This is a genomic window from Mesorhizobium sp. WSM4989, assembly GCF_029625795.1.
Taxonomy (GTDB): domain Bacteria; phylum Pseudomonadota; class Alphaproteobacteria; order Rhizobiales; family Rhizobiaceae; genus Mesorhizobium.
The window spans coordinates 1,224,514-1,243,884 of sequence record NZ_JARTVN010000002.1 but is presented as its reverse complement, the minus strand read 5'-3'; the positions used below and the strand labels follow the sequence as shown (position 1 = coordinate 1,243,884).

17 protein-coding genes are annotated in these 19,371 nt (G+C 63.4%); all 17 read right to left on the bottom strand.

The features are described from left to right. Nucleotides 1-317: 317 nt before the first annotated feature. Complete coding sequence (locus P9217_RS18670; RefSeq protein WP_278087798.1) at nucleotides 318-1,001, bottom strand: ABC transporter ATP-binding protein; 684 nt, start codon at nucleotides 999-1,001, stop codon at nucleotides 318-320. After that, nucleotides 998-2,281, bottom strand: coding sequence for a lipoprotein-releasing ABC transporter permease subunit (locus P9217_RS18665; protein WP_067001237.1), 1,284 nt, complete (start codon nucleotides 2,279-2,281; stop codon nucleotides 998-1,000). Before P9217_RS18665 ends, P9217_RS18670 begins: the two co-directional genes overlap by 4 nt. Then, nucleotides 2,281-3,606: a proline--tRNA ligase gene (gene proS, locus P9217_RS18660; protein ID WP_278087799.1), complete on the bottom strand. Its 1,326-nt coding sequence runs from the start codon at nucleotides 3,604-3,606 to the stop codon at nucleotides 2,281-2,283. The genes P9217_RS18665 and proS overlap by 1 nt, the downstream gene beginning before the upstream one ends. Before the next feature lie 577 nt (nucleotides 3,607-4,183). Further along, the gene (locus P9217_RS18655; protein WP_067001240.1) at nucleotides 4,184-4,468 is read right to left on the bottom strand and encodes a DUF1467 family protein; all 285 of its coding nucleotides are present in this window, start codon (nucleotides 4,466-4,468) and stop codon (nucleotides 4,184-4,186) included. Next, nucleotides 4,465-4,869 carry a methylmalonyl-CoA epimerase gene (gene mce / locus P9217_RS18650; RefSeq protein WP_095826197.1) on the bottom strand — a complete coding sequence of 135 codons (405 nt, stop codon included), beginning with the start codon at nucleotides 4,867-4,869 and terminating at the stop codon, nucleotides 4,465-4,467. Before mce ends, P9217_RS18655 begins: the two co-directional genes overlap by 4 nt. Before the next feature lie 92 nt (nucleotides 4,870-4,961). Beyond that, entirely contained in the window at nucleotides 4,962-6,632 is a 1,671-nt protein-coding gene (locus P9217_RS18645) for a ribonuclease J (RefSeq protein WP_278087800.1), read from the bottom strand. Nucleotides 6,633-6,681: 49 nt separating this feature from the next. Further along, nucleotides 6,682-7,503: a biotin--[acetyl-CoA-carboxylase] ligase gene (locus P9217_RS18640; RefSeq protein WP_127241605.1), complete on the bottom strand. Its 822-nt coding sequence runs from the start codon at nucleotides 7,501-7,503 to the stop codon at nucleotides 6,682-6,684. Between the two features lie 4 nt (nucleotides 7,504-7,507). Next, entirely contained in the window at nucleotides 7,508-8,944 is a 1,437-nt protein-coding gene (gene nuoN / locus P9217_RS18635) for an NADH-quinone oxidoreductase subunit NuoN (protein WP_095829778.1), read from the bottom strand. Between the two features lie 13 nt (nucleotides 8,945-8,957). Beyond that, a complete protein-coding gene (locus P9217_RS18630; protein WP_095826201.1) occupies nucleotides 8,958-10,463 on the bottom strand; it encodes an NADH-quinone oxidoreductase subunit M in 1,506 nt (501 codons plus the stop codon). Then, the gene (gene nuoL / locus P9217_RS18625; protein ID WP_278087801.1) at nucleotides 10,463-12,436 is read right to left on the bottom strand and encodes an NADH-quinone oxidoreductase subunit L; all 1,974 of its coding nucleotides are present in this window, start codon (nucleotides 12,434-12,436) and stop codon (nucleotides 10,463-10,465) included. The genes P9217_RS18630 and nuoL overlap by 1 nt, the downstream gene beginning before the upstream one ends. An 11-nt stretch (nucleotides 12,437-12,447) precedes the next feature. Further along, the gene (gene nuoK / locus P9217_RS18620) at nucleotides 12,448-12,756 is read right to left on the bottom strand and encodes an NADH-quinone oxidoreductase subunit NuoK (RefSeq protein WP_066998791.1); all 309 of its coding nucleotides are present in this window, start codon (nucleotides 12,754-12,756) and stop codon (nucleotides 12,448-12,450) included. Between the two features lies 1 nt (nucleotide 12,757). Then, nucleotides 12,758-13,378: an NADH-quinone oxidoreductase subunit J gene (locus P9217_RS18615; RefSeq protein ID WP_066998787.1), complete on the bottom strand. Its 621-nt coding sequence runs from the start codon at nucleotides 13,376-13,378 to the stop codon at nucleotides 12,758-12,760. A 236-nt stretch (nucleotides 13,379-13,614) separates the two neighbouring features. Continuing rightward, a complete protein-coding gene (nuoI, locus tag P9217_RS18610) occupies nucleotides 13,615-14,106 on the bottom strand; it encodes an NADH-quinone oxidoreductase subunit NuoI (RefSeq protein ID WP_066998784.1) in 492 nt (163 codons plus the stop codon). Beyond that, nucleotides 14,106-15,149, bottom strand: coding sequence for an NADH-quinone oxidoreductase subunit NuoH (nuoH, locus tag P9217_RS18605; protein ID WP_066998780.1), 1,044 nt, complete (start codon nucleotides 15,147-15,149; stop codon nucleotides 14,106-14,108). Before nuoH ends, nuoI begins: the two co-directional genes overlap by 1 nt. A 2-nt stretch (nucleotides 15,150-15,151) precedes the next feature. Continuing rightward, nucleotides 15,152-17,233, bottom strand: coding sequence for an NADH-quinone oxidoreductase subunit NuoG (gene nuoG / locus P9217_RS18600; protein WP_278087802.1), 2,082 nt, complete (start codon nucleotides 17,231-17,233; stop codon nucleotides 15,152-15,154). A 72-nt stretch (nucleotides 17,234-17,305) separates the two neighbouring features. Beyond that, a complete protein-coding gene (locus P9217_RS18595; RefSeq protein WP_067329173.1) occupies nucleotides 17,306-17,986 on the bottom strand; it encodes an NADH-ubiquinone dehydrogenase in 681 nt (226 codons plus the stop codon). A 72-nt stretch (nucleotides 17,987-18,058) separates the two neighbouring features. Beyond that, a complete protein-coding gene (gene nuoF / locus P9217_RS18590) occupies nucleotides 18,059-19,363 on the bottom strand; it encodes an NADH-quinone oxidoreductase subunit NuoF (protein WP_066998771.1) in 1,305 nt (434 codons plus the stop codon). Nucleotides 19,364-19,371: the final 8 nt, after the last annotated feature.

Genomic DNA, 19,371 nt, shown 5'->3' with positions numbered 1-19,371 from the left:
GTGCTCATGCAGACCAGCGAGACGACATCCTGAACCAGATCGGCCATAACTCTCTCCTGTTGTTAATATGTTCGCAATTTGTTCTAATTTTGTTCGAATGTCAACGATCAGCCGAGAGGCATGCTGGCGAATTCAGGCGATCCGTTTGCGCACGGTTAAGGAAAGGTTGACGAGACGATAGGCTCTTTTTGAGCGCGCGGAGGGCAAGTCGAGATCGGGCAGAGCCGAGGATAGTAAGTTCCGAGGACCGGAGACGGCGGTACTGTACGCGCAAGAAACTGCGGTCGAGGCCGGCCCCAGCCTAATATCGGCTTGCCTTAAAGCGGCACCACCTTGCCTTCTGCCAGCGTCACCCGCCGGTCCATGCGCGAGGCCAGCTCGTGATTGTGGGTGGCGATCAGCGCCGCCAGCCCCGACTGCCTGACCAGCGCCTCCAGCGCATCGAACACGTAAGAGGCGGTGGCCGGGTCAAGATTGCCGGTAGGTTCGTCGGCCAGCAGCACCAGCGGCGCATTGGCGACCGCGCGCGCGATCGCCACGCGCTGCTGCTCGCCGCCGGATAGCTCGGCCGGCCGGTGCTGCGCCCGCTTGCCGATCTGCATGTAGTCGAGAAGCTGCGCCGCCCGCTCGGATGCCTCCTTGCGGCCGAGCCCCTTGATCAGCTGCGGCATCATGATGTTTTCGAGCGCGGTGAACTCCGGCAGCAGATGATGGAACTGGTAGACGAAGCCGACATCGTTGCGGCGGATAGCGGTGCGCTCGTCATCCGACAGCCGGCCACAGGCGCGGCCGCTGAGGATCACGTCGCCGGCGTCCGGCCGCTCGAGCAGCCCCGCCGTATGCAGCAGCGTCGACTTGCCGGTGCCCGACGGCGCCACCAGCGCCACCATCTCGCCACGCCTGAGCGAGAAGTCGGCGCCGTTCAGAATGGTCAGCTTGCGCGCCCCCTGGACATAGTGCCGCTCGACGCCCTTCAGCTCGATAATGGCTTCGGCCATCACTCGTACCTCAAGGCTTCGACCGGATCGAGCCGGGCTGCCCGCCAGGCCGGAAACACCGTCGCCAGGAAAGACAGGGTGAGCGCCATGATGACGACATAGGTGGTCTCGCGCGGGTCCATCTTCGCAGGCAACTGGCTGAGGAAATAGAGCTCGGGATTGAACAGGATCCTGCCGGTCATCCAGGAGAAGAACTGGCGGATCGATTCGATGTTGAGGCAGATGACGACGCCGAGCAGCACGCCGGCGATGGTGCCGGTGACCCCGATCGCAGCCCCCGTCATCAGGAAAATGCGCAGGATCGCGCCGCGCGACGCGCCCATGGTGCGCAGGATCGCGATGTCGTGCCCCTTGTCCTTCACCAGCATGATGAGGCCGGAGATGATGTTGAGCGCCGCCACCAGCACGATCAGCGTGAGAATCATGAACATGACGTTGCGCTCGACCTGCAGCGCCGAGAAGAAGGTCTCGTTGCGCTGGCGCCAGTCTACGAGGTCGACCGGCCGCTGCGCCGCCTGCTCGACCAACGGCTTCAGCGCATCCACATTGTCCGGATTGTCGACATAGATCTCGATGGTCTGCGCCCGTCCGTCCATGTTGAAATAGAGCTGGGCTTCCGAAAACGGCATGTAGACGATCGAGCTGTCATATTCCGACATGCCGACCTCGAAGATCGCCGCCACCTTGTAGCCCTTCATGCGCGGCGTGGTGCCAAGCGGGGTAACGTCGCCTTCGGGTGAGATCAGCGTGATGGTGTCGCCGAGCACCAGCCCGAGATTCTCGGCCATGCGCTTGCCGATCGCCACGCCATCGCCGGTGTCGAAACCGTCGAGCGTGCCCTGCTTGATGTTGCTGGACACAATCGAGATCTTGTTGAGATCCTCGGCGCGAATGCCGCGCACCAGCGCGCCGGTGCCGCCGCCGACATTGCCTTGCGCCAGCACCTGCCCGTCGATCAGCGGGATAGCGTATTTGACGCCGGCAACGCCGTTGATGCGGCTCGCCACCTGCGCATAGTCCTCCAGCGGCGAATCGAGCGGCTGCACGATCAGATGGCCGTTGACGCCGAGGATGCGGGTGAGCAGCTCGGCGCGAAAACCGTTCATCACCGCCATGACGACGATCAGCGTGGCGACGCCCAGCATGATGCCGAGGAACGAGATCGAGGCGATGACCGAGATCACCGTCTCCTTGCGCCGCGAACGCAGGTAGCGCCACGCCACCATGCGCTCGAAGCCTGAAAAGGCGCCTGCCGGCGATCGAGCTGCAGCCGCCTCGCCCATTACGCGATACCCAGTCGTTTCTGGGCCTCCGCGATCGGCAGCGTCTCGCGCTCGCCGCTCCGGCGGTTCTTGATCTCGACCTCGCCGCTAGCCACCCCGCGCGGTCCGACGATCACCTGCCAGGGCAGGCCGATCAGGTCGGCGGTTGCGAACTTGCCGCCCGGCCGCTGGTCGGTGTCGTCATAAAGCACGTCCTTGCCGGCCGAGGTCAGCGCTGCGTAGAGCTCGTCGCAGACGCGGTCGCATTCGGCGTCGCCGACCCTCATGTTGATCAGACCGATATCGAACGGCGCGACCGCTTCCGGCCAAATGATGCCGTTCTCATCATGGCTTGCCTCGATGATCGCCGCGACCAGCCGCGACGGGCCGATGCCGTAGGAACCGCCCGAAGCATAATGGTCCTTGCCATCGGGACCGGTGACCTTCGCGTTCATCGGCTTGGAATACTTCTCGCCGAAATGGAAGATATGGCCGACCTCGATGCCGCGCGCCGAGAGCCTCTCGCCTTCGGGCACCTTCTCCCATGCCGCTTCGTCATGCATCTCGTCGGTGGCGGCATAAGGAGTCGTCCATTTCGTCACGATGCCGCCGATCTCGGCATCGTTGGAGAAGTTCGTATCCGCGCTGGGCACGTCGAGCGACAGATAGGCGCGATCGCAGAACACCTGGCTCTCGCCGGTCTCGGCCAGGATGATGAACTCGTGGCTGAGGTCGCCGCCGATCGGGCCGGTATCGGCCCGCATCGGAATGGCCTGCAGGCCCATGCGCGTGAACGTCCTCAAGTATGAGACGAACATGCGGTTATAGGCGGCTCTGGCGCCTTCAAAATCGAGATCGAAGGAGTAAGCGTCCTTCATCAGGAACTCGCGCGAGCGCATCACGCCGAAGCGGGGGCGCACCTCGTCGCGGAACTTCCACTGGATGTGATAGAGGTTTAGCGGCAGGTCCTTGTAGGACTTGACGTAGGCGCGGAAGATCTCGGTGACCATTTCCTCATTGGTCGGACCATAGAGCATGTCGCGGTCCTGCCGGTCCTTAATGCGCAGCATCTCCTTGCCGTAGTCATTGTAACGGCCGCTCTCGCGCCACAGATCCGCCGACTGGATCGTGGGCATCAGGATTTCCAGCGCGCCGGCTCGATTCTGCTCCTCGCGGATGATCTGGCAGACCTTGTCCAGCACGCGCTTGCCGAGCGGTAGCCAGGAGAAGCTGCCCTGCCCCTGCTGGCGGATCATGCCGGCGCGCAGCATCAGCCGATGCGAGACGATTTCGGCCTCACGGGGGTTTTCTTTCAGAATGGGCAGGAAGTAGCGCGACAAACGCATGGACTGGTCCGTTGAATGAAAAAATGGCGGCGCGGGGAATCGGCGCAACCGAGGCTGCTTGCCCGGGCTTCATAGCCATTTCATGACCGAATGGAAACCCGAGCGCTCCAAAGTGTTGCGGCGTTCTGCGCATGATCAAAAGGGCCCGTTTTGGCCACCAAAGTGCCGCATATGGCCTTTTGATCGATTCACAAGCAAGCCCTGCCCCACTATTGTGCAGTGCAGCACGATATTGCCTATTTGGGGGCAAAATTCTTCGTGACATTTTCACCTGCCTTGGTCTAGTGTGCGCCGATAACCGAGAGGGCGGAGAAAAATCTGCTCTCCTACGCGGTCAAAGTCTTGGGAGGATGCGATCTAGGCGCGGTTACTCGCTGCCGCCGGACACCGGAAACAGATCGGACGCGTTTAAATTGCAAGGCCTCGTGCCTTGCATTTTTTTTGTGCAATCATCTGCTTAGGACGACGACCTGCCAAACAGCATTATGCTGCGTTAGCCCTCAAAATCGGAAGTCGGTTTCCGATTTCAACCAGCACGGGCGCGGGTTGATCAATACTTGCGGAACTGTGCAGGGCGCTAGCGGCCGGCAGTATGAGTAAAGTCCGGCACGATGTGCGGGATGTCGTCGAAGCCGAAGCCGAGCCCCCTTGTCAGGCCGTAGAAAATGCCGATCACGATCGCGGTGACGACCGTCGTGCGGATCGCCGCGCGCAGCATGTGCGGTCCCTTCGGCGCGCTCGACACCGTGCCGAGCGTCACGTCCTTGTCCTCATCCTGGGTGCGCAGGCTGAACGGCAGCACCGCGAACAGCACCAGCCACCAGGTGACGAAGAACAGTGCGACAAAGGAAACCCAGTTCATGCCTGCTCCAATTCGACCAGCGTGCCGAAGAAGTCCTTGGGATGCAGGAACAGCACCGGCTTGCCATGCGCGCCGATCTTCGGATTGCCGTCGCCGAGAACACGCGCGCCGCTCGCCTTGAGATGGTCGCGCGCGACGAGGATATCGTCGACCTCGTAGCAGACATGATGCATGCCGCCCGACGGGTTCTTCGCGAGGAAAGCCGCGATCGGTGAAGCGTCGCCCAGCGGCTCCAGCAGCTCGATCTTGGTGTTGCCGACATCGACGAACACAACCGTGACGCCATGTTCCGGCAGCGCCTGCGGCTCGCTCAGCCGAGCGCCCAGCGTATCGCGATACGCAGCTGTCGCCGCAGCCAGGTTCGGCACGGCAAGCGCGACATGATTTAGGCGTCCGAGCATAAGCGCTCCGAAAGTTAGGGGAGTAGGGGGTAGGAAAAACTCCGAGCTATTTGCTATTCCCTACTCCCTTATTCCCGTACTCCCCTACTCCCTTATCTAGTGACAAACACCGTCACCAGCGGCTTCTTGCCCCAGGCTTCGTTGGCGGCGCCGCGGACGGCGCGGCGCACGGCCTCCTGCACAAGGTCGAGGTCTTTTCTGCGCTGGCGGGGGATCGAGTCCACCGCGCCGATTGCCGCATCGAGCATCAGGTCCTCTAGCGTCTCGCCGCTGGCATCGGCCTCGGCGACGCCGATCGCCACCAGATCGGGATCGCCGGCTAGCTCGTATTTCTCGTCGAGCACGACGTTGACCGCGACATGCCCGGCATAGGACAGCTTGCGCCGGTCGCGTATGCCCATCGCCTGGTCGGTTCCGATCAAGTATCCATCCTTGTAGAGGCGGCCGAACGGCACCTGGTCGATGATCGTGGCCGGACCGGGCCAGAGCCTCAGCATATCGCCGTCGCGCACCTGTGCCACGTGGCCGATGCCCGACATCGACATCAGCGAGCCCTGCGCCACCAGATGCGCCGCCTCGCCGTGCACCGGCACGCCGATCTGCGGCCGCACCCATTCATACATCTTCCGCAATTCGCTGCGGCGCGGATGGCCGGAGACATGCACCAGCGCGTCGCCGTCCTCGATGATCTTCATGCCGAGGTCGATCAGCCGGTTCTTGATCTCCAGGATCGCCTTCTCGTTGCCGGGAATGGTGCGCGAGGAAAACACCACCGTGTCGCCGGCCGTCAGCGCCACCGACTTCATCTCGTCGCGCGAAAGCTTCGCAAGTGCGGCCAGCGGCTCGCCCTGGCTGCCGGTGCAGATGACCACCAGATTCTCGCGCGGGATATAGCCGTAATCCTCCTCGGCAATGAATTCCGGCAGGCCGTCCATGTAGCCGAGTTCGGTCGCGACATCGATCACGCGCTTCAGCGAGCGGCCGAGCACAAGGCACTGGCGGCCGGCGTCCCGCGCAGCCTTGGCGATCGAAACGATGCGCCCGACATTGGAGGAAAAGGTGGTGACCGCGACGCGGCCCTTGGCGTTTTCGATGACGCCTTTCAGGCCCTCGCCGACCGCCACTTCCGACGGCGACTCCCCTTCCCGCAGCGCATTGGTGGAATCGCAGATCAGCGCCAGCACGCCCTTGTCGCCATAAGCGCGGAAGCGCGCCTCATCCGTCTTGGGGCCGATCGTCGGCGCCGGATCGATCTTCCAGTCGCCGGTGTGGATTACCGTGCCGGCGGGCGTAGCGATCGCCAGCGACATCGGCTCGGGAATGGAATGCGCAACCGGGATGGCTTCGATCTCGAACGGCCCGATAGTGAACGTCTCGCCGGCCCTGTAGATCATTGCCGGGATTTTTGGCGCGTTCTGCTCGCCCTGCCGTTTGGCCTCCAGCAGGCCGGCGGTGAACGGCGTCATCCAGACCGGCACTTTGAGCTTCGGCCAGATATCGAGCAGCGCGCCGTAATGGTCCTCATGCGCATGGGTTATGACCACGCCGCGCAAGCCGTCGAGGTTCTCCTCGATGAAGCGTGTGTCGGGCAGGATCAGATCGACGCCCGGATGCGCGCTGTCCGGAAATGTGACTCCGACATCGACTACGATCCATTCGCGCGCGTCCGCGGGCCCGTAGCCATAGAGGGCGAAGTTCATGCCGATCTCGCCGACGCCGCCGAGCGGCGCGAAGACGAGTTCGGCGTTCTCAGTATTCGCCATAAATCCTTTCCTTCCTGGCCAGTCAGGCCAAGCCAATCAAATCAAGTCGTCAAAGACGGGCCGACGCGACCGCGCCGAAATGCACGTCGCCGGCCGCGATCGTCAAAACAGTTCCGTCATCGTCGCGGATCACGAAACGGCAGTCCTCGTCAATGGTTTCGAAGACGCCGCGCACCACATTGCCGTCAATTCTGACAGCAACCTCACCGCCGAGCCCCGCGGCGCGAGCCAACCAGCGTTTCCTGATCGCGCTAAGTCCCCGCCCGTCGTCCCACAATCTGAAATTCTCGCTCCACGCATCCGAGAGCGCCAGGAACAGCATCTCGGCATCGCAATTGGCGCCAAGTGCCTGCAGCGACGTCGCCGGATAAGGCAGATCCTCGGGGTATGCCACGACATTGACGCCGATGCCGACGGCAACCGCGAAACGGCCGCCTTCGAGCAGAGCCGATTCCAGCAGGATGCCGGCAAGCTTGGCGCCGGTGGCGAGCACGTCGTTCGGCCATTTCAGCTCGAAGCGGTTGCGTCCTTCGCTGGCTCCGTCCAGGCCAACGGCGATCCGCCCTTGCGGCACGACGGCATCGAGCGCGTCGGCCAACGCAAGCCCGGCGACGAAGCCAAGCGTCGCGGCGAGCCGCAGCTCGCCATTCGGAACCAGAAGCAGCGTCGCCGCCAGATTGCCTTCAGGCGTCGCCCAGGCGCGGCCGCGCCGACCGCGTCCGCTTTCCTGCTTCTTCGAGACGATCCAGAGTTTTCCCGGATCGCCCGCGCGTGCCTGCTCAAGCGCCAGCGCGTTGGTCGAGCCGACGCTGTCATGGGCCTCGAGCCGGAACCCCTCCGACGCCGCGGTTGGAGCCAGCCGAAATGCCATCCCGTCAGAAGAAGGTCTTGGCGGCGGCTTCGGCATAGCTGCCGATCGGTCCGCCGATCAGCACATAGAACAGCACGAAGGCGCCGCTGACGCCGAGCACGAGGCGCAATTCGCTGGCCATCGGCACGAAGCCGCCGACAGGCTCGTCGAACCACATGATCTTGATGATGCGCAGGTAATAGTAGGCACCCACCACCGAAGCCAGCACGCCGATGATCGCCAGGGCATAGAGATGCGCGTTGATGGCGGCGAGGAACACGTACCATTTCCCCCAGAAGCCGGCGAGCGGCGGAATGCCGGCCAGCGAGAACATCAGGATGGTGAGGATGGTGGCCATGATGGGATTGGTCGAGGCGAGGCCCGCCAGATCGCCGATCTGCTCGACATTGCCCTCCTTGCGCCGCATGGCGAGGATGAAGGCGAAGGTGCCGAGCGTCATCACCAGATAGATCAGCATGTAGATCGCCACGCCGCGCACGCCGGCCTGGCTGTTCGCGGCAAGGCCGACCAGCGCGTACCCCATATGGCCGATCGAGGAATAGGCCATCAGCCGTTTGATGTTGGTCTGGCCGATCGCGGCGAAGGCGCCAAGCGCCATCGAGGCGATCGAGATGAAGACGACGATCTGCTGCCAGTCGGCGGCGATCGGCTTGAAGGCGCCCATGGTGACGCGCACGATCAGCGCCATCGCCGCCATCTTCGGGGCGGCGGCCAGGAAGGCGGTGATCGGCGTCGGTGCGCCCTCATAGACGTCCGGCGTCCACATGTGGAACGGCACCGCCGAGATCTTGAAGGCGAGGCCGGCGAGCACGAAGACCAGGCCGAAGACAAGGCCGAGCTGACGTTCGCCGCTGCCCAGCGCCGTCGCGATCTCGTGAAAGCCGGTGTTGCCGGTATAACCGTAGACCAGCGAGATGCCGTAGAGCAGCATGCCCGACGACAGCGCTCCGAGAACAAAATATTTGAGGCCGGCCTCGGTCGAGCGGACATTGTCACGGTTGATCGCCGCCAGCACATAGATCGCCAGCGACTGCAGCTCGAGCCCGAGATAAAGGCCGATCATGCCGTTGGCCGAGATCATCAGCATCATGCCGAGCGTGCACAGCACGATCAGCACCGGATATTCGAACTTGTCGAAATGCTCCTGCCTGGCAAACCGCATCGACATGACGAGCGTGACGGCCGAGCCGATCAGCGCCAGCATCTTCATGAAGCGGCCGAAGGAGTCCTGGACGAAAGCGCTGCCATAGGCAGACCCCTCGCCGCCGGAGAAAGCCAGCCAGAGGCCGGCGATCACAAGCACCGCGACCGCGAGCCCGGTCACCGTCGTGGTGTTGTTGGAGCGCGAATAGGCACCCACCATCAGAAGCGCCAGCGCGCCGATGGCGAGGATCAGTTCCGGCGTTGAGAGCGAAAGGCTGGAGAGAAGGTCCGGCGTCATGGTATTTCCCCGGTCAGTTCGCCGCCGCGGTCTGCGCGGAATTGATGGATGCGGTGACGTTGGTGACGAGCGCCTTGACCGACTGCGTGGTGGCATCGAACACAGGCGCCGGATAGACGCCGAAGAAGATCACCAGCACCACCAGCGGGTAGATGATCGCCTTCTCGCGCGTCGACAGATCGAGCAGGTTCTTCAGGCTCTCCTTGGTCAGCGCGCCGAAGATCACGCGGCGGTAGAGCCAGAGCGCATAGGCTGCCGACAGGATCACGCCGGTAGCGGCGAAGAACGCCACCCAGGTGTTGACCCGAAACACGCCGAGCATGGTCAGGAACTCGCCGACGAAGCCGCTGGTGCCCGGCAGGCCGACATTGGCCATGGTGAAGATCATGAACGCGGTCGCGTATTTCGGCATGTTGTTGACCAGCCCGCCATAGGCGTCGATTTCGCGCGTATGCATGCGGTCATAGATGACGCCGACGCACAGGAACAGCGCGCCGGAGACGAGCCCATGGCTGAGCATCTGGAACATCGCGCCCTGCACGCCCTCCTGATTCATCGCGAAGATGCCCATGGTGACGAAGCCCATATGGGCGACCGACGAATAGGCGATGAGCTTCTTCATGTCCTCCTGCATCAGCGCCACCAGCGAGGTGTAGATGATGGCGACGACCGAGAGCGTGAAGATCAGCGGCGCGAACATCTCCGACGCCAGCGGGAACATCGGCAGCGAGAAGCGCAGGAAGCCGTATCCGCCCATCTTCAACAGGATGCCGGCCAGGATGACCGAACCCGCCGTCGGCGCCTCGACATGCGCGTCGGGCAGCCAGGTGTGCACCGGCCACATCGGCATCTTCACCGCGAAGGAGGCGAAGAAGGCGAGCCACAGCCAGGTCTGCATGTTGGCCGGGAAGTTATGCGTCAGCAGCGTGGTGATGTCGGTCGTGCCGGACTGGAAGAACATCGCCATGATGGCGAGCAGCATCAGCACCGAGCCGGCAAGCGTATAAAGGAAGAACTTGAACGAGGCATAGACGCGCCGCTTGCCGCCCCAGACACCGATGATGATGAACATCGGGATCAGGCCGCCCTCGAAGAAGACGTAGAAGAGAACAATGTCGAGCGCGCAGAACACGCCGATCATCAGCGTCTCGAGGATCAGGAAGGCGATCATGTAGGCCTTGACGCGCTTCTCGATCGCATCCCACGAGGCCAGGATGCAGAGCGGCATCAGGAAGGTGGTCAGGATGACGAACAGCATCGAGATGCCGTCGACGCCCATATGGTAGGAGATGCCCGAATCCAGCCAGGCGTGCTTCTCGACGAACTGGAAGCCGGCCTGCGAATTATCGAAGCCCTTCCAGATGAACAGCGACACCACGAAGGTGAACGCCGTCGTGATGAAGGCGATCGAGCGGATGTTGCGGCGCGCGTTTTCGCTGTCGTCGCTGATCGGCAGAATGAGCAGAACACCAACCAGCGGCAGGAAGGTGACCAGCGAGAGGATTGGCCAGTCGGTCATCAGAGCATCATCCAGGTGACGAGAGCGGCCACGCCGATCAGCATGGCGAAGGCATAGTGGTAGAGGTAGCCGGTCTGCAATTTGACGACGCGGTTGGTGACGTCGACGACGCGCGCCGAGATGCCGTCGGGGCCGAGCCCATCGATGATGGCGCCGTCACCCGTCTTCCATAGGAACCGGCCGAGGCGCTTCGCCGGCCGCACGAAAAGGAAGTCGTAGAGCTCGTCGAAATACCATTTGTTGAGCAGGAAGCCGTAGAGCAGGCGATGGTTGGCGGCGACGCTCCGGGGCAGTTCCGGCGAGCGGATGTAGAACTTCCACGCGACCGCAAAGCCGATGACCATGGCGATGAACGGAGCCAGTTCCACCCACAACGGCAATTCGTGGATCTCGTGCAGGATGTGGTTGTCCGGCAGCGTGAACAGCGAGGCCTTCCAGAACTCGGCATAGCCCTCGCCGATGAAGGCGCCGTCGAAGATGATGCCGGCAAACAGCGCGCCGGCAGCCAGCACGTAGAGCGGCACCAGCATCACCGGCGGCGATTCATGCACGTGATGCATGACCTCGTGGCTGGCGCGCGGCTCGCCGTGGAAGGTCATGAAGATCAGTCGCCAGGAATAGAAGCTTGTGAAGGCGGCGGCGATCACGAGCAGCACGAAGGCAAAGCCCGCGACCGCGTTGTGGCTGGCAAAGGACGCTTCGATGATGGCGTCCTTGGAGAAGAAGCCGGCGGTGCCGATCACCGTCGCCGGGATGCCGACGCCGGTCAGCGCCAGGGTGCCGATCACCATCATCCAGTAGGTCTTGGGGATGAGCGTCCTCAACCCGCCCATCAGGCGCATGTCCTGCTCGTCGGAGACGGCGTGGATGACCGAGCCCGAGCCGAGGAAGAGCAGCGCCTTGAAGAAGGCATGCGTGAACAGATGGAAGATCGCCGCGCCATAGGCGCCGACGCCAAGCGCCACGAACATGTAGCCGAGCTGCGAGCAGGTCGAATAGGCGATGACGCGCTTGATGTCGTTCTGGACAAGGCCGACGGTGGCCGCGAAGAAGGCGGTGAAGGCGCCGATGAAGGTGACGACGGTCAGCGCCGAATGCGACAGCTCGAACAGCGGCGAGAGCCTCGCCAGCATGAACACGCCGGCCGTCACCATGGTCGCGGCATGGATCAGCGCCGAGACGGGCGTCGGGCCTTCCATGGCGTCGGGCAGCCAGGTGTGCAGCGGCACCTGCGCCGACTTGCCCATGGCGCCCATGAACAGCAGCAGGCAGACCACCGTCAGCGCCGTGTGCTTGTCGAGCGCATGGCCGAGGAAGGTAAGCACCGCGGCCCCCTCCGGCGCGCCTTCGGCCGGAAGGAAGGAGGCTGCGTTGGCAAAGACTGTGCCGAGATTGACCGAGCCGAACAGCACGAAGACGCCGAAAATGCCGAGCGCGAAGCCGAAGTCGCCGACGCGGTTGACGACGAAGGCCTTGATCGCAGCGGCGTTGGCGGAGGGCTTCTTGTACCAGAAGCCGATCAGCAGATAGGAGGCGAGGCCGACGCCTTCCCAGCCGAAGAACATCTGCACCAGATTGTCGGCCGTCACCAGCATCAGCATCGCGAAGGTGAACAGCGACAGATAGGCGAAGAAGCGCGGCCGGTTCGGATCGTGGTGCATGTAGCCGATCGAATAGATATGGACCAGCGCCGACACGGTGTTGACGACGACCAGCATCACCACCGTCAGTGTGTCGATCCTGAGCGCCCAGGCGACGTCGAGCCCGCCCGCCTGGATCCAGCGCAGCACCGGCACGGTGAACACTTCGCCATGGCCGAAGCCGACGGTGAAGAAGGCGATCCACGACAGCACCGCCGCGATCACCAGGAAGCCGGAAGTGATGTATTCGGATGCCTTGGCGCCGAGCGAATTGCCGAACAGACCGACAATCAGGAAGCCGAGCAGCGGAAGGAAGACGATGGCCTGGTACATGGTTGTTCCCGTCAACCCTTCATCTGGTTCACGTCTTCGACCGCTATCGAGCCGCGGTTGCGGAAGAAGACGACAAGAATGGCAAGTCCGATCGCGGCTTCCGCCGCGGCGACCGTCAGCACGAACAGGGCGAATACCTGCCCTACGAGGTCATGCAGCGCCGCCGAGAAGGCGACGAAGTTGATGTTGACCGCGAGCAGGATCAGCTCGATCGACATCAGGATGACGATGATGTTGCGGCGGTTCAAAAAGATGCCGAACACGCCGAGCGTGAACAGGATCGCCGATACGGTCAGATAATGCGCGATGCCGACGACCATCTCAGATACCCTCGCCCGACTTGACCTTGCGGATTTCCATGCCCGTTGCCGGCGTGCGGCCGACCTGGGCGGCGATCGACTGCCGCTTGACGCCTTCCTTGTGGCGCAGCGTCAGCACGATGGCACCGATCATGGCGACCAGAAGCACGAGGCCGGCGATCTGGAAATAATAGAGATAGTCCGTGTAGAGGATGTCGCCGAGCGCCGCCGTGTTGGAGCGCGCGGCGAGGTCCGGCGTTGCCTTGGCCACCGTCGAGGCAAGCTGCGGCGCGAAGCTGTAGCCGCCGAGCACGACGATCAGCTCCGCCGCCAGGATCAGCCCGACCAGCGCGCCGATCGGCGCATATTGCAGCGCGCCCTGCTTCATCTCCGCGAAGTCGACGTCGAGCATCATGACGACGAACAGGAACAGCACCATCACCGCGCCGACATAGACGACGAGCAGGATCATCGCCAGGAACTCGGCGCCGGTCAGCATGAACAGGCCAGCGGCATTGAAGAAGGTGAGGATCAGGAACAGCACGGAATGCACGGGGTTGCGCGACGAAATGACCATGAAAGCCGACGCCACGGCGATAAAGGCGAAGAGGTAGAAAAAGACCGCCTCTAGTCCACTCAGCATGGGGTTCCCTCGGGTTCCTGTCCGAACACTGGCTCAGCGCCCCTGCTCGATGTCGCCGCCGCCTCCGGCTGGCAAAGTTGCGTGTTCCTATCGCATGTTCCGATCGGGTTGAAAGACCCGATCGAAAGAAACATGCGACACTCTTTTCATTCCGGAGGATGATCTGGTCCGAAAGTCTGCAACTTTTCGGGGACCATCCTTTGGACGAGGCCCTCGCCCCGTCCATGCGTCAAATGTCAGCGATAGGGCGCGTCCAACGCGATGTTGCGCGCCAGCTCACGCTCCCAGCGATCGCCGTTCGCGAGCAGCTTTTCCTTGTTGTAGTAAAGCTCCTCGCGCGTCTCGGTCGCGAATTCGAAATTCGGCCCCTCGACGATGGCGTCGACCGGGCAGGCTTCCTGGCAGAAGCCGCAATAGATGCACTTCACCATGTCGATATCGTAGCGCACGGTGCGCCGCGTACCGTCGTTGCGGCGCGGGCCGGCTTCGATGGTGATCGCCTGTGCCGGACAGATCGCCTCGCAAAGCTTGCAGGCGATGCAGCGCTCCTCCCCATTGGGGTAGCGGCGTAGCGCGTGCTCGCCGCGGAAGCGCGGGCTGGTCGGTCCCTTCTCGTGCGGATAGTTGATCGTCTCCTTCGGCGCAACGAACTGGCGCATCGACAGGAAGAAGGCGCTGACGAAATCCTTCAGCAACAGGGCCTTTGCGGCTTGGGCAAGAGCGGACATCACGCAAACCCCGTGATCTTGAGGAAGGCCGCGGTGGCGACGACCATGAACAGCGAGATCGGCAGGAAGACCTTCCAGCCTAGCCGCATCAGCTGATCATAGCGGTAGCGCGGCACAAACGCCTTCACCATCGAAAACATGAAGAACACCAGGCAGACCTTGAGCACGAACCAGATCAGGCCCGGCACCCAGGTGAAGGGCGCGAAATCGAACGGTGGCAGCCAGCCGCCGAGGAACAGGATGGTGGCCAGCGCGCACATCAGGACGACGGCGACGTACTCGCCCAGGAAGAAGAGCAGGAACGGCGTCGACGAATATTCGACCATGTGTCCGGCGACGAGTTCCGATTCCGCTTCCACCAGATCGAAGGGCGGACGGTTCGTCTCGGCCAGCGCCGAGATGAAGAACACGATGAACATCGGGAACAGCGACAGCCAGTGCCAGTCGAGGAAGGTGTTGGGCAGGCCGAGCTTGGTGCCGAGGCCATCCTGCTGCGAGAGCACGATGTCGGAGAGGTTGAGCGAGCCGACGCAAAGCAGCACGGTGACGATGACGAAGCCGATCGACACCTCGTAGGACACCATCTGCGCGGCTGAGCGCAGCGCGCCCAGGAACGGATATTTCGAGTTCGACGCCCAGCCGCCCATGATCACGCCGTAGACCTCGAGCGAGGAGATGGCGAAAACATAAAGGATGCCGACATTGATGTTAGCAATAGCCCAGCCTTGATTGACCGGAATGACCGCCCAGGCCGAGATCGCGAGCACGGCTGAGACCAGCGGCGCCAGCAGGAAGACGCCCTTGTTGGCGCCCGACGGGATCACCGGCTCCTTGAAGACGAATTTCAAAAGGTCGGCGAAGGCCTGCAGCGTGCCCCAGGGACCGACCACGTTCGGGCCGCGGCGCAGCTGCACCGCAGCCCAGATCTTGCGGTCGGCATAAAGCACGTAAGCCACAAAGATCAAAAGAACGACGATCAGCACGACCGACTTCAACAGGATCAGCAGCGCCGGCAGCACGTAGAAGGAAAAGAAGGTGTCCATGCTTATTCCGCCGCCTGCTTGAAGCCGCTCTTGGCCAGCGCCGAGCACTCAGCCATCACGGCCGAGGCCCGCGCGATCGGGTTGGTGAGATAGAAGTCCTTCACCGGCGAGGTGAAGGTGCCCTTGTTCAAGCGTCCGCCGAGCTTCGCCGCCCTGGCAACGCCGTCGGCGCTGCCCGCCGCGACATGATCGACGCGGGCAAGATGGGGGTATTCGCCATAGAGCTTCGCGCGCAGCTGCGCCAGCGAATCGAACGGCAGCTTCTTGCCGAGCACATCCGACAGCGCCCGCAGGATCGCCCAGTCCTCGCGCGCTTCGCCCGGGGCGAAACCGGCGCGGTTGGTCTGCTGCACGCGGCCTTCCGTGTTCACATAGGTGCCGGACTTTTCGGTGTAGGCAGCAGCCGGCAGGATGACATTGGCGCGGTGCGCGCCCGCATCGCCATGCGTGCCGATATAGACGACGAAGGCGCCGCCGGTCTTGGCCATGTCGATCTCGTCGGCGCCAAGCAGGAACAGGAGATCCGTCGCGCCCAGCATGCCGGCGACATTCTTGCCGCCCTCGCCCGGCACGAAGCCGACGTCGAGCCCGCCGACTCTGGCCGCCGCGTTGTGCAGCACCGCGAAGCCGTTCCACTCGGCCGTGACGGCATTGACGGTCGTCGCCAGCCTTGCCGCCTGGCCGAGCACTGCCGCGCCGTCCGAGCGCGCCAGGGCGCCCTGGCCGACGATGATCAGCGGATGCGCTGCATTCTTCAGCACCTCGAAGAACTTGCCGTTGCCGTCGGCCAAGTCCTTCAAGGATTCTGGGCCGGCGCCGATGAGCTCGTAGTCATAGCGCGTGTCGCCGATCTCGCCGATGACGCCGATCGGCAGGTTGCCGACGCGCCAGCGCTTGCGGATGCGGGCGTTGAGCACGGAGGCCTCGAAGCGCGGATTGGCGCCGACGATCAGCACCGCGTCGGCCTGCTCGATGCCTTCTATGGTCGGATTGAAGATGTAGCTCGCGCGGCCGAGCGACGGATCGAGCGCGGCGCCGTCCTGGCGGCAGTCGATGTTCTTGGAGCCGAGCGCCGCCATCAAAAGCTTGAGCGCATAGATTTCCTCGACCGCGGCGAGGTCGCCGGCGATCGCACCGACGCGCTCAGCGGCGGTCTTCGACACCTCGTCCTTGATCGCCGCGAAGGCTTCCGCCCAGCTTGCCGGAGCAAGCTTGCCGTTCTTGCGAACGTAGGGACGATCGAGGCGCTGGGTGCGCAGGCCATCCCAGATGAAGCGCGTCTTGTCCGAGATCCACTCCTCGTTCACGGCCTCGTTGACGCGCGGCAGGATGCGCATCACCTCGCGGCCGCGGCTATCGACGCGGATCGCCGAGCCGACGGCGTCCATGACGTCGATCGACTCCGTCTTGGTCAGCTCCCACGGCCGCGCCTGGAAGGCGAACGGCTTGGAGGTCAGCGCGCCGACCGGGCAAAGGTCGATGACGTTGCCCTGGAGCTCGGAGGTCATCGCCTGTTCGAGATAGGTGGTGATCTCGGCATCCTCGCCGCGGCCGATCAGGCCGAGTTCGGAGATGCCGGCGACCTCGGTGGTGAAGCGGACGCAGCGCGTGCAGTGGATGCAGCGGTTCATCACCGTCTTGACCAGCGGACCGATATACTTGTCTTCGACCGCCCGCTTGTTCTCATGGTAGCGCGAGGAGTCGACGCCGAAGGCCATCGCCTGGTCCTGCAGGTCGCACTCGCCGCCCTGGTCGCAGATCGGGCAATCCAGCGGATGGTTGATCAGCAGGAACTCCATCACGCCTTCGCGGGCCTTCTTGACCATCGGCGTGTTGGTGAAGATTTCCGGCGCTTCGCCATTCGGGCCGGGGCGCAGGTCGCGCACGCCCATGGCGCAGGAGGCCTGCGGCTTGGGCGGGCCACCCTTCACCTCGATCAGGCACATGCGGCAATTGCCGGCGATGGACAACCGCTCATGGAAGCAGAAGCGCGGCACTTCCGCGCCGGCGTCCTCGGCCGCCTGCAGCAGCGTGTAATGGTCGGGTACCGTGATCTCTTTCCCGTCGACCTTGAGCTTTGCCATTCGCCTCAAACCCTCGCGGATTTCCCGCAATCTTTCGTTCCGGGGCGCGACTGCGCCCGGCATTTCATCTCACTACTTGGCGGCCAGCGCCGCCGCTTGGCCAGTCCAGTCGTCGCGGCCGACGCGGCCGGCGAGCGACAGGTAATCCTCGACCCAGGCGATCTCTTCCGCGGTCCAGGCAGCGATCTGGTCGTAGGACCAGATGCCAAGACCATTCAGCACCTTCTCCAGCTTCGGCCCGATGCCCGATATCGCCTTCAGGTCGGACGGCTTTGCCGGCTTGTCGATCGCCTTGGGCTGCCTGAAATCTTCCGGCATCAGACCGGTCGCGGCCGTTCCGGCTACCGTGTCGCCTCTCGCGTCGAGCGCCTTCTCAGCGCTGGCGTTCGCCGCGATGTCGGTCACATCCCTGGCGAAGGTCTGCGCCTCGGCGATCAGGGTCTCGGTCGCCTTGCGCGCCTTGGACGAATTGTTGGCGGCTTCGGTCCGCGCCTCGAGATCGTCGAGGAACGGCTGGAGCATGCGCTGCGAGGCTTCGACGGCGCCGGAGAACGCGCCCATCCAGACACCCAGGGCATGGTTGGCGAAACCGATGCCTACCGCCGATAGTGCAGCCACGCCCGCGACAGGATGCGCCATCAGGTTGACGGCGCTGGCCATCTCCCTCGGCATCATCTTGGTCAGGTCCGGGTTCATCTTCTCGAGTTCGTCCAAATAAGGCATCAGCGGGTAGGCTATCGAATACGGCGCCATAGACATCTCCTGGTCGTTTCTTCGTACGCCCCGCCCCTGCTTTCCGTCCCGGGCAATGCCCGTCTTGCAAATCTATTCCGCCGCCGCCATCACCGGCTCGACCCGGTGCGCGTTGCGCGAAAACTCGTCGATGCGGCGCTCCACCTCGCCACGGAAATGCCGCATCAGGCCCTGGATCGGCCAGGCCGCGGCATCGCCCAGCGCGCAGATCGTGTGACCTTCCACCTGCTTGGTGACATCGAGCAGCATGTCGATCTCGCGCTTCTGCGCTTCGCCGCGCACCAGCCTTTCCATCACCCGCCACATCCAGCCGGTGCCTTCGCGGCACGGCGTGCACTGGCCGCAGCTCTCATGCTTGTAGAAGTAGGAAAGCCTGGCGATCGCCTTCACGATATCGGTCGACTTGTCCATGACGATGACGGCCGCCGTGCCGAGGCCGGATTTGAGGTCGCGCAGCGCATCGAAATCCATCGGCGCGTCGATGATCTGCTCGGCCGGCACCAGCGGCACCGAAGCGCCCCCCGGGATGACCGCGAGCAGATTGTCCCAGCCGCCGCGAATGCCGCCGCAATGCGTCTCGATCAGTTCGCGGAACGGGATCGACATCGCCTCTTCGAAGGTGCACGGATTGTTGACGTGGCCGGACACGCAGAAGAGCTTGGTCCCGGCATTGTTCGGCCGGCCGAAGGACGAGAACCAGGCAGCACCCCGGCGCAGGATCGTCGGCGCGACGGCGATGGATTCGACGTTGTTGACCGTGGTCGGGCAGCCATAAAGGCCGACATTGGCCGGGAACGGCGGCTTTAGCCGCGGCTGGCCCTTCTTGCCCTCGAGGCTTTCGAGCAGCGCCGTCTCCTCGCCGCAAATATAGGCGCCGGCGCCGTGGTGCATATAGACGTCGAAGTCGTAGCCGGAGGTGTTGTTCTTGCCAATGAGCTTGGCCGCATAAGCCTCGTCGATGGCGCGCTGCAGCGCCTCGCGCTCGCGGATGAACTCGCCGCGCACATAGATGTAAGCAGCGACCGCGCCCATGGCGAAACCGGCGACCAGCGCGCCCTCGACCAGCGTATGCGGATCGTTGCGCAGAATGTCACGGTCCTTGCAGGTGCCGGGCTCGGATTCGTCGGCATTGATGACGAGATAGCTCGGCCGGCCATCGCTCTGCTTGGGCATGAACGACCATTTCAGGCCGGTCGGGAAGCCGGCGCCGCCACGGCCGCGCAGGCCGCTTGCCTTCATTTCGTTGATGATCCAGTCGCGTCCCTTGGCGATCAGGCCGGGTGTATCGTCCCACATGCCGCGCGCCTGCGCTCCGGCCAGCGACTTGTCGAAGAGGCCGTAGATGTTGGTGAAGATGCGGTCTTTGTCCTGAAGCATTGTTCGTC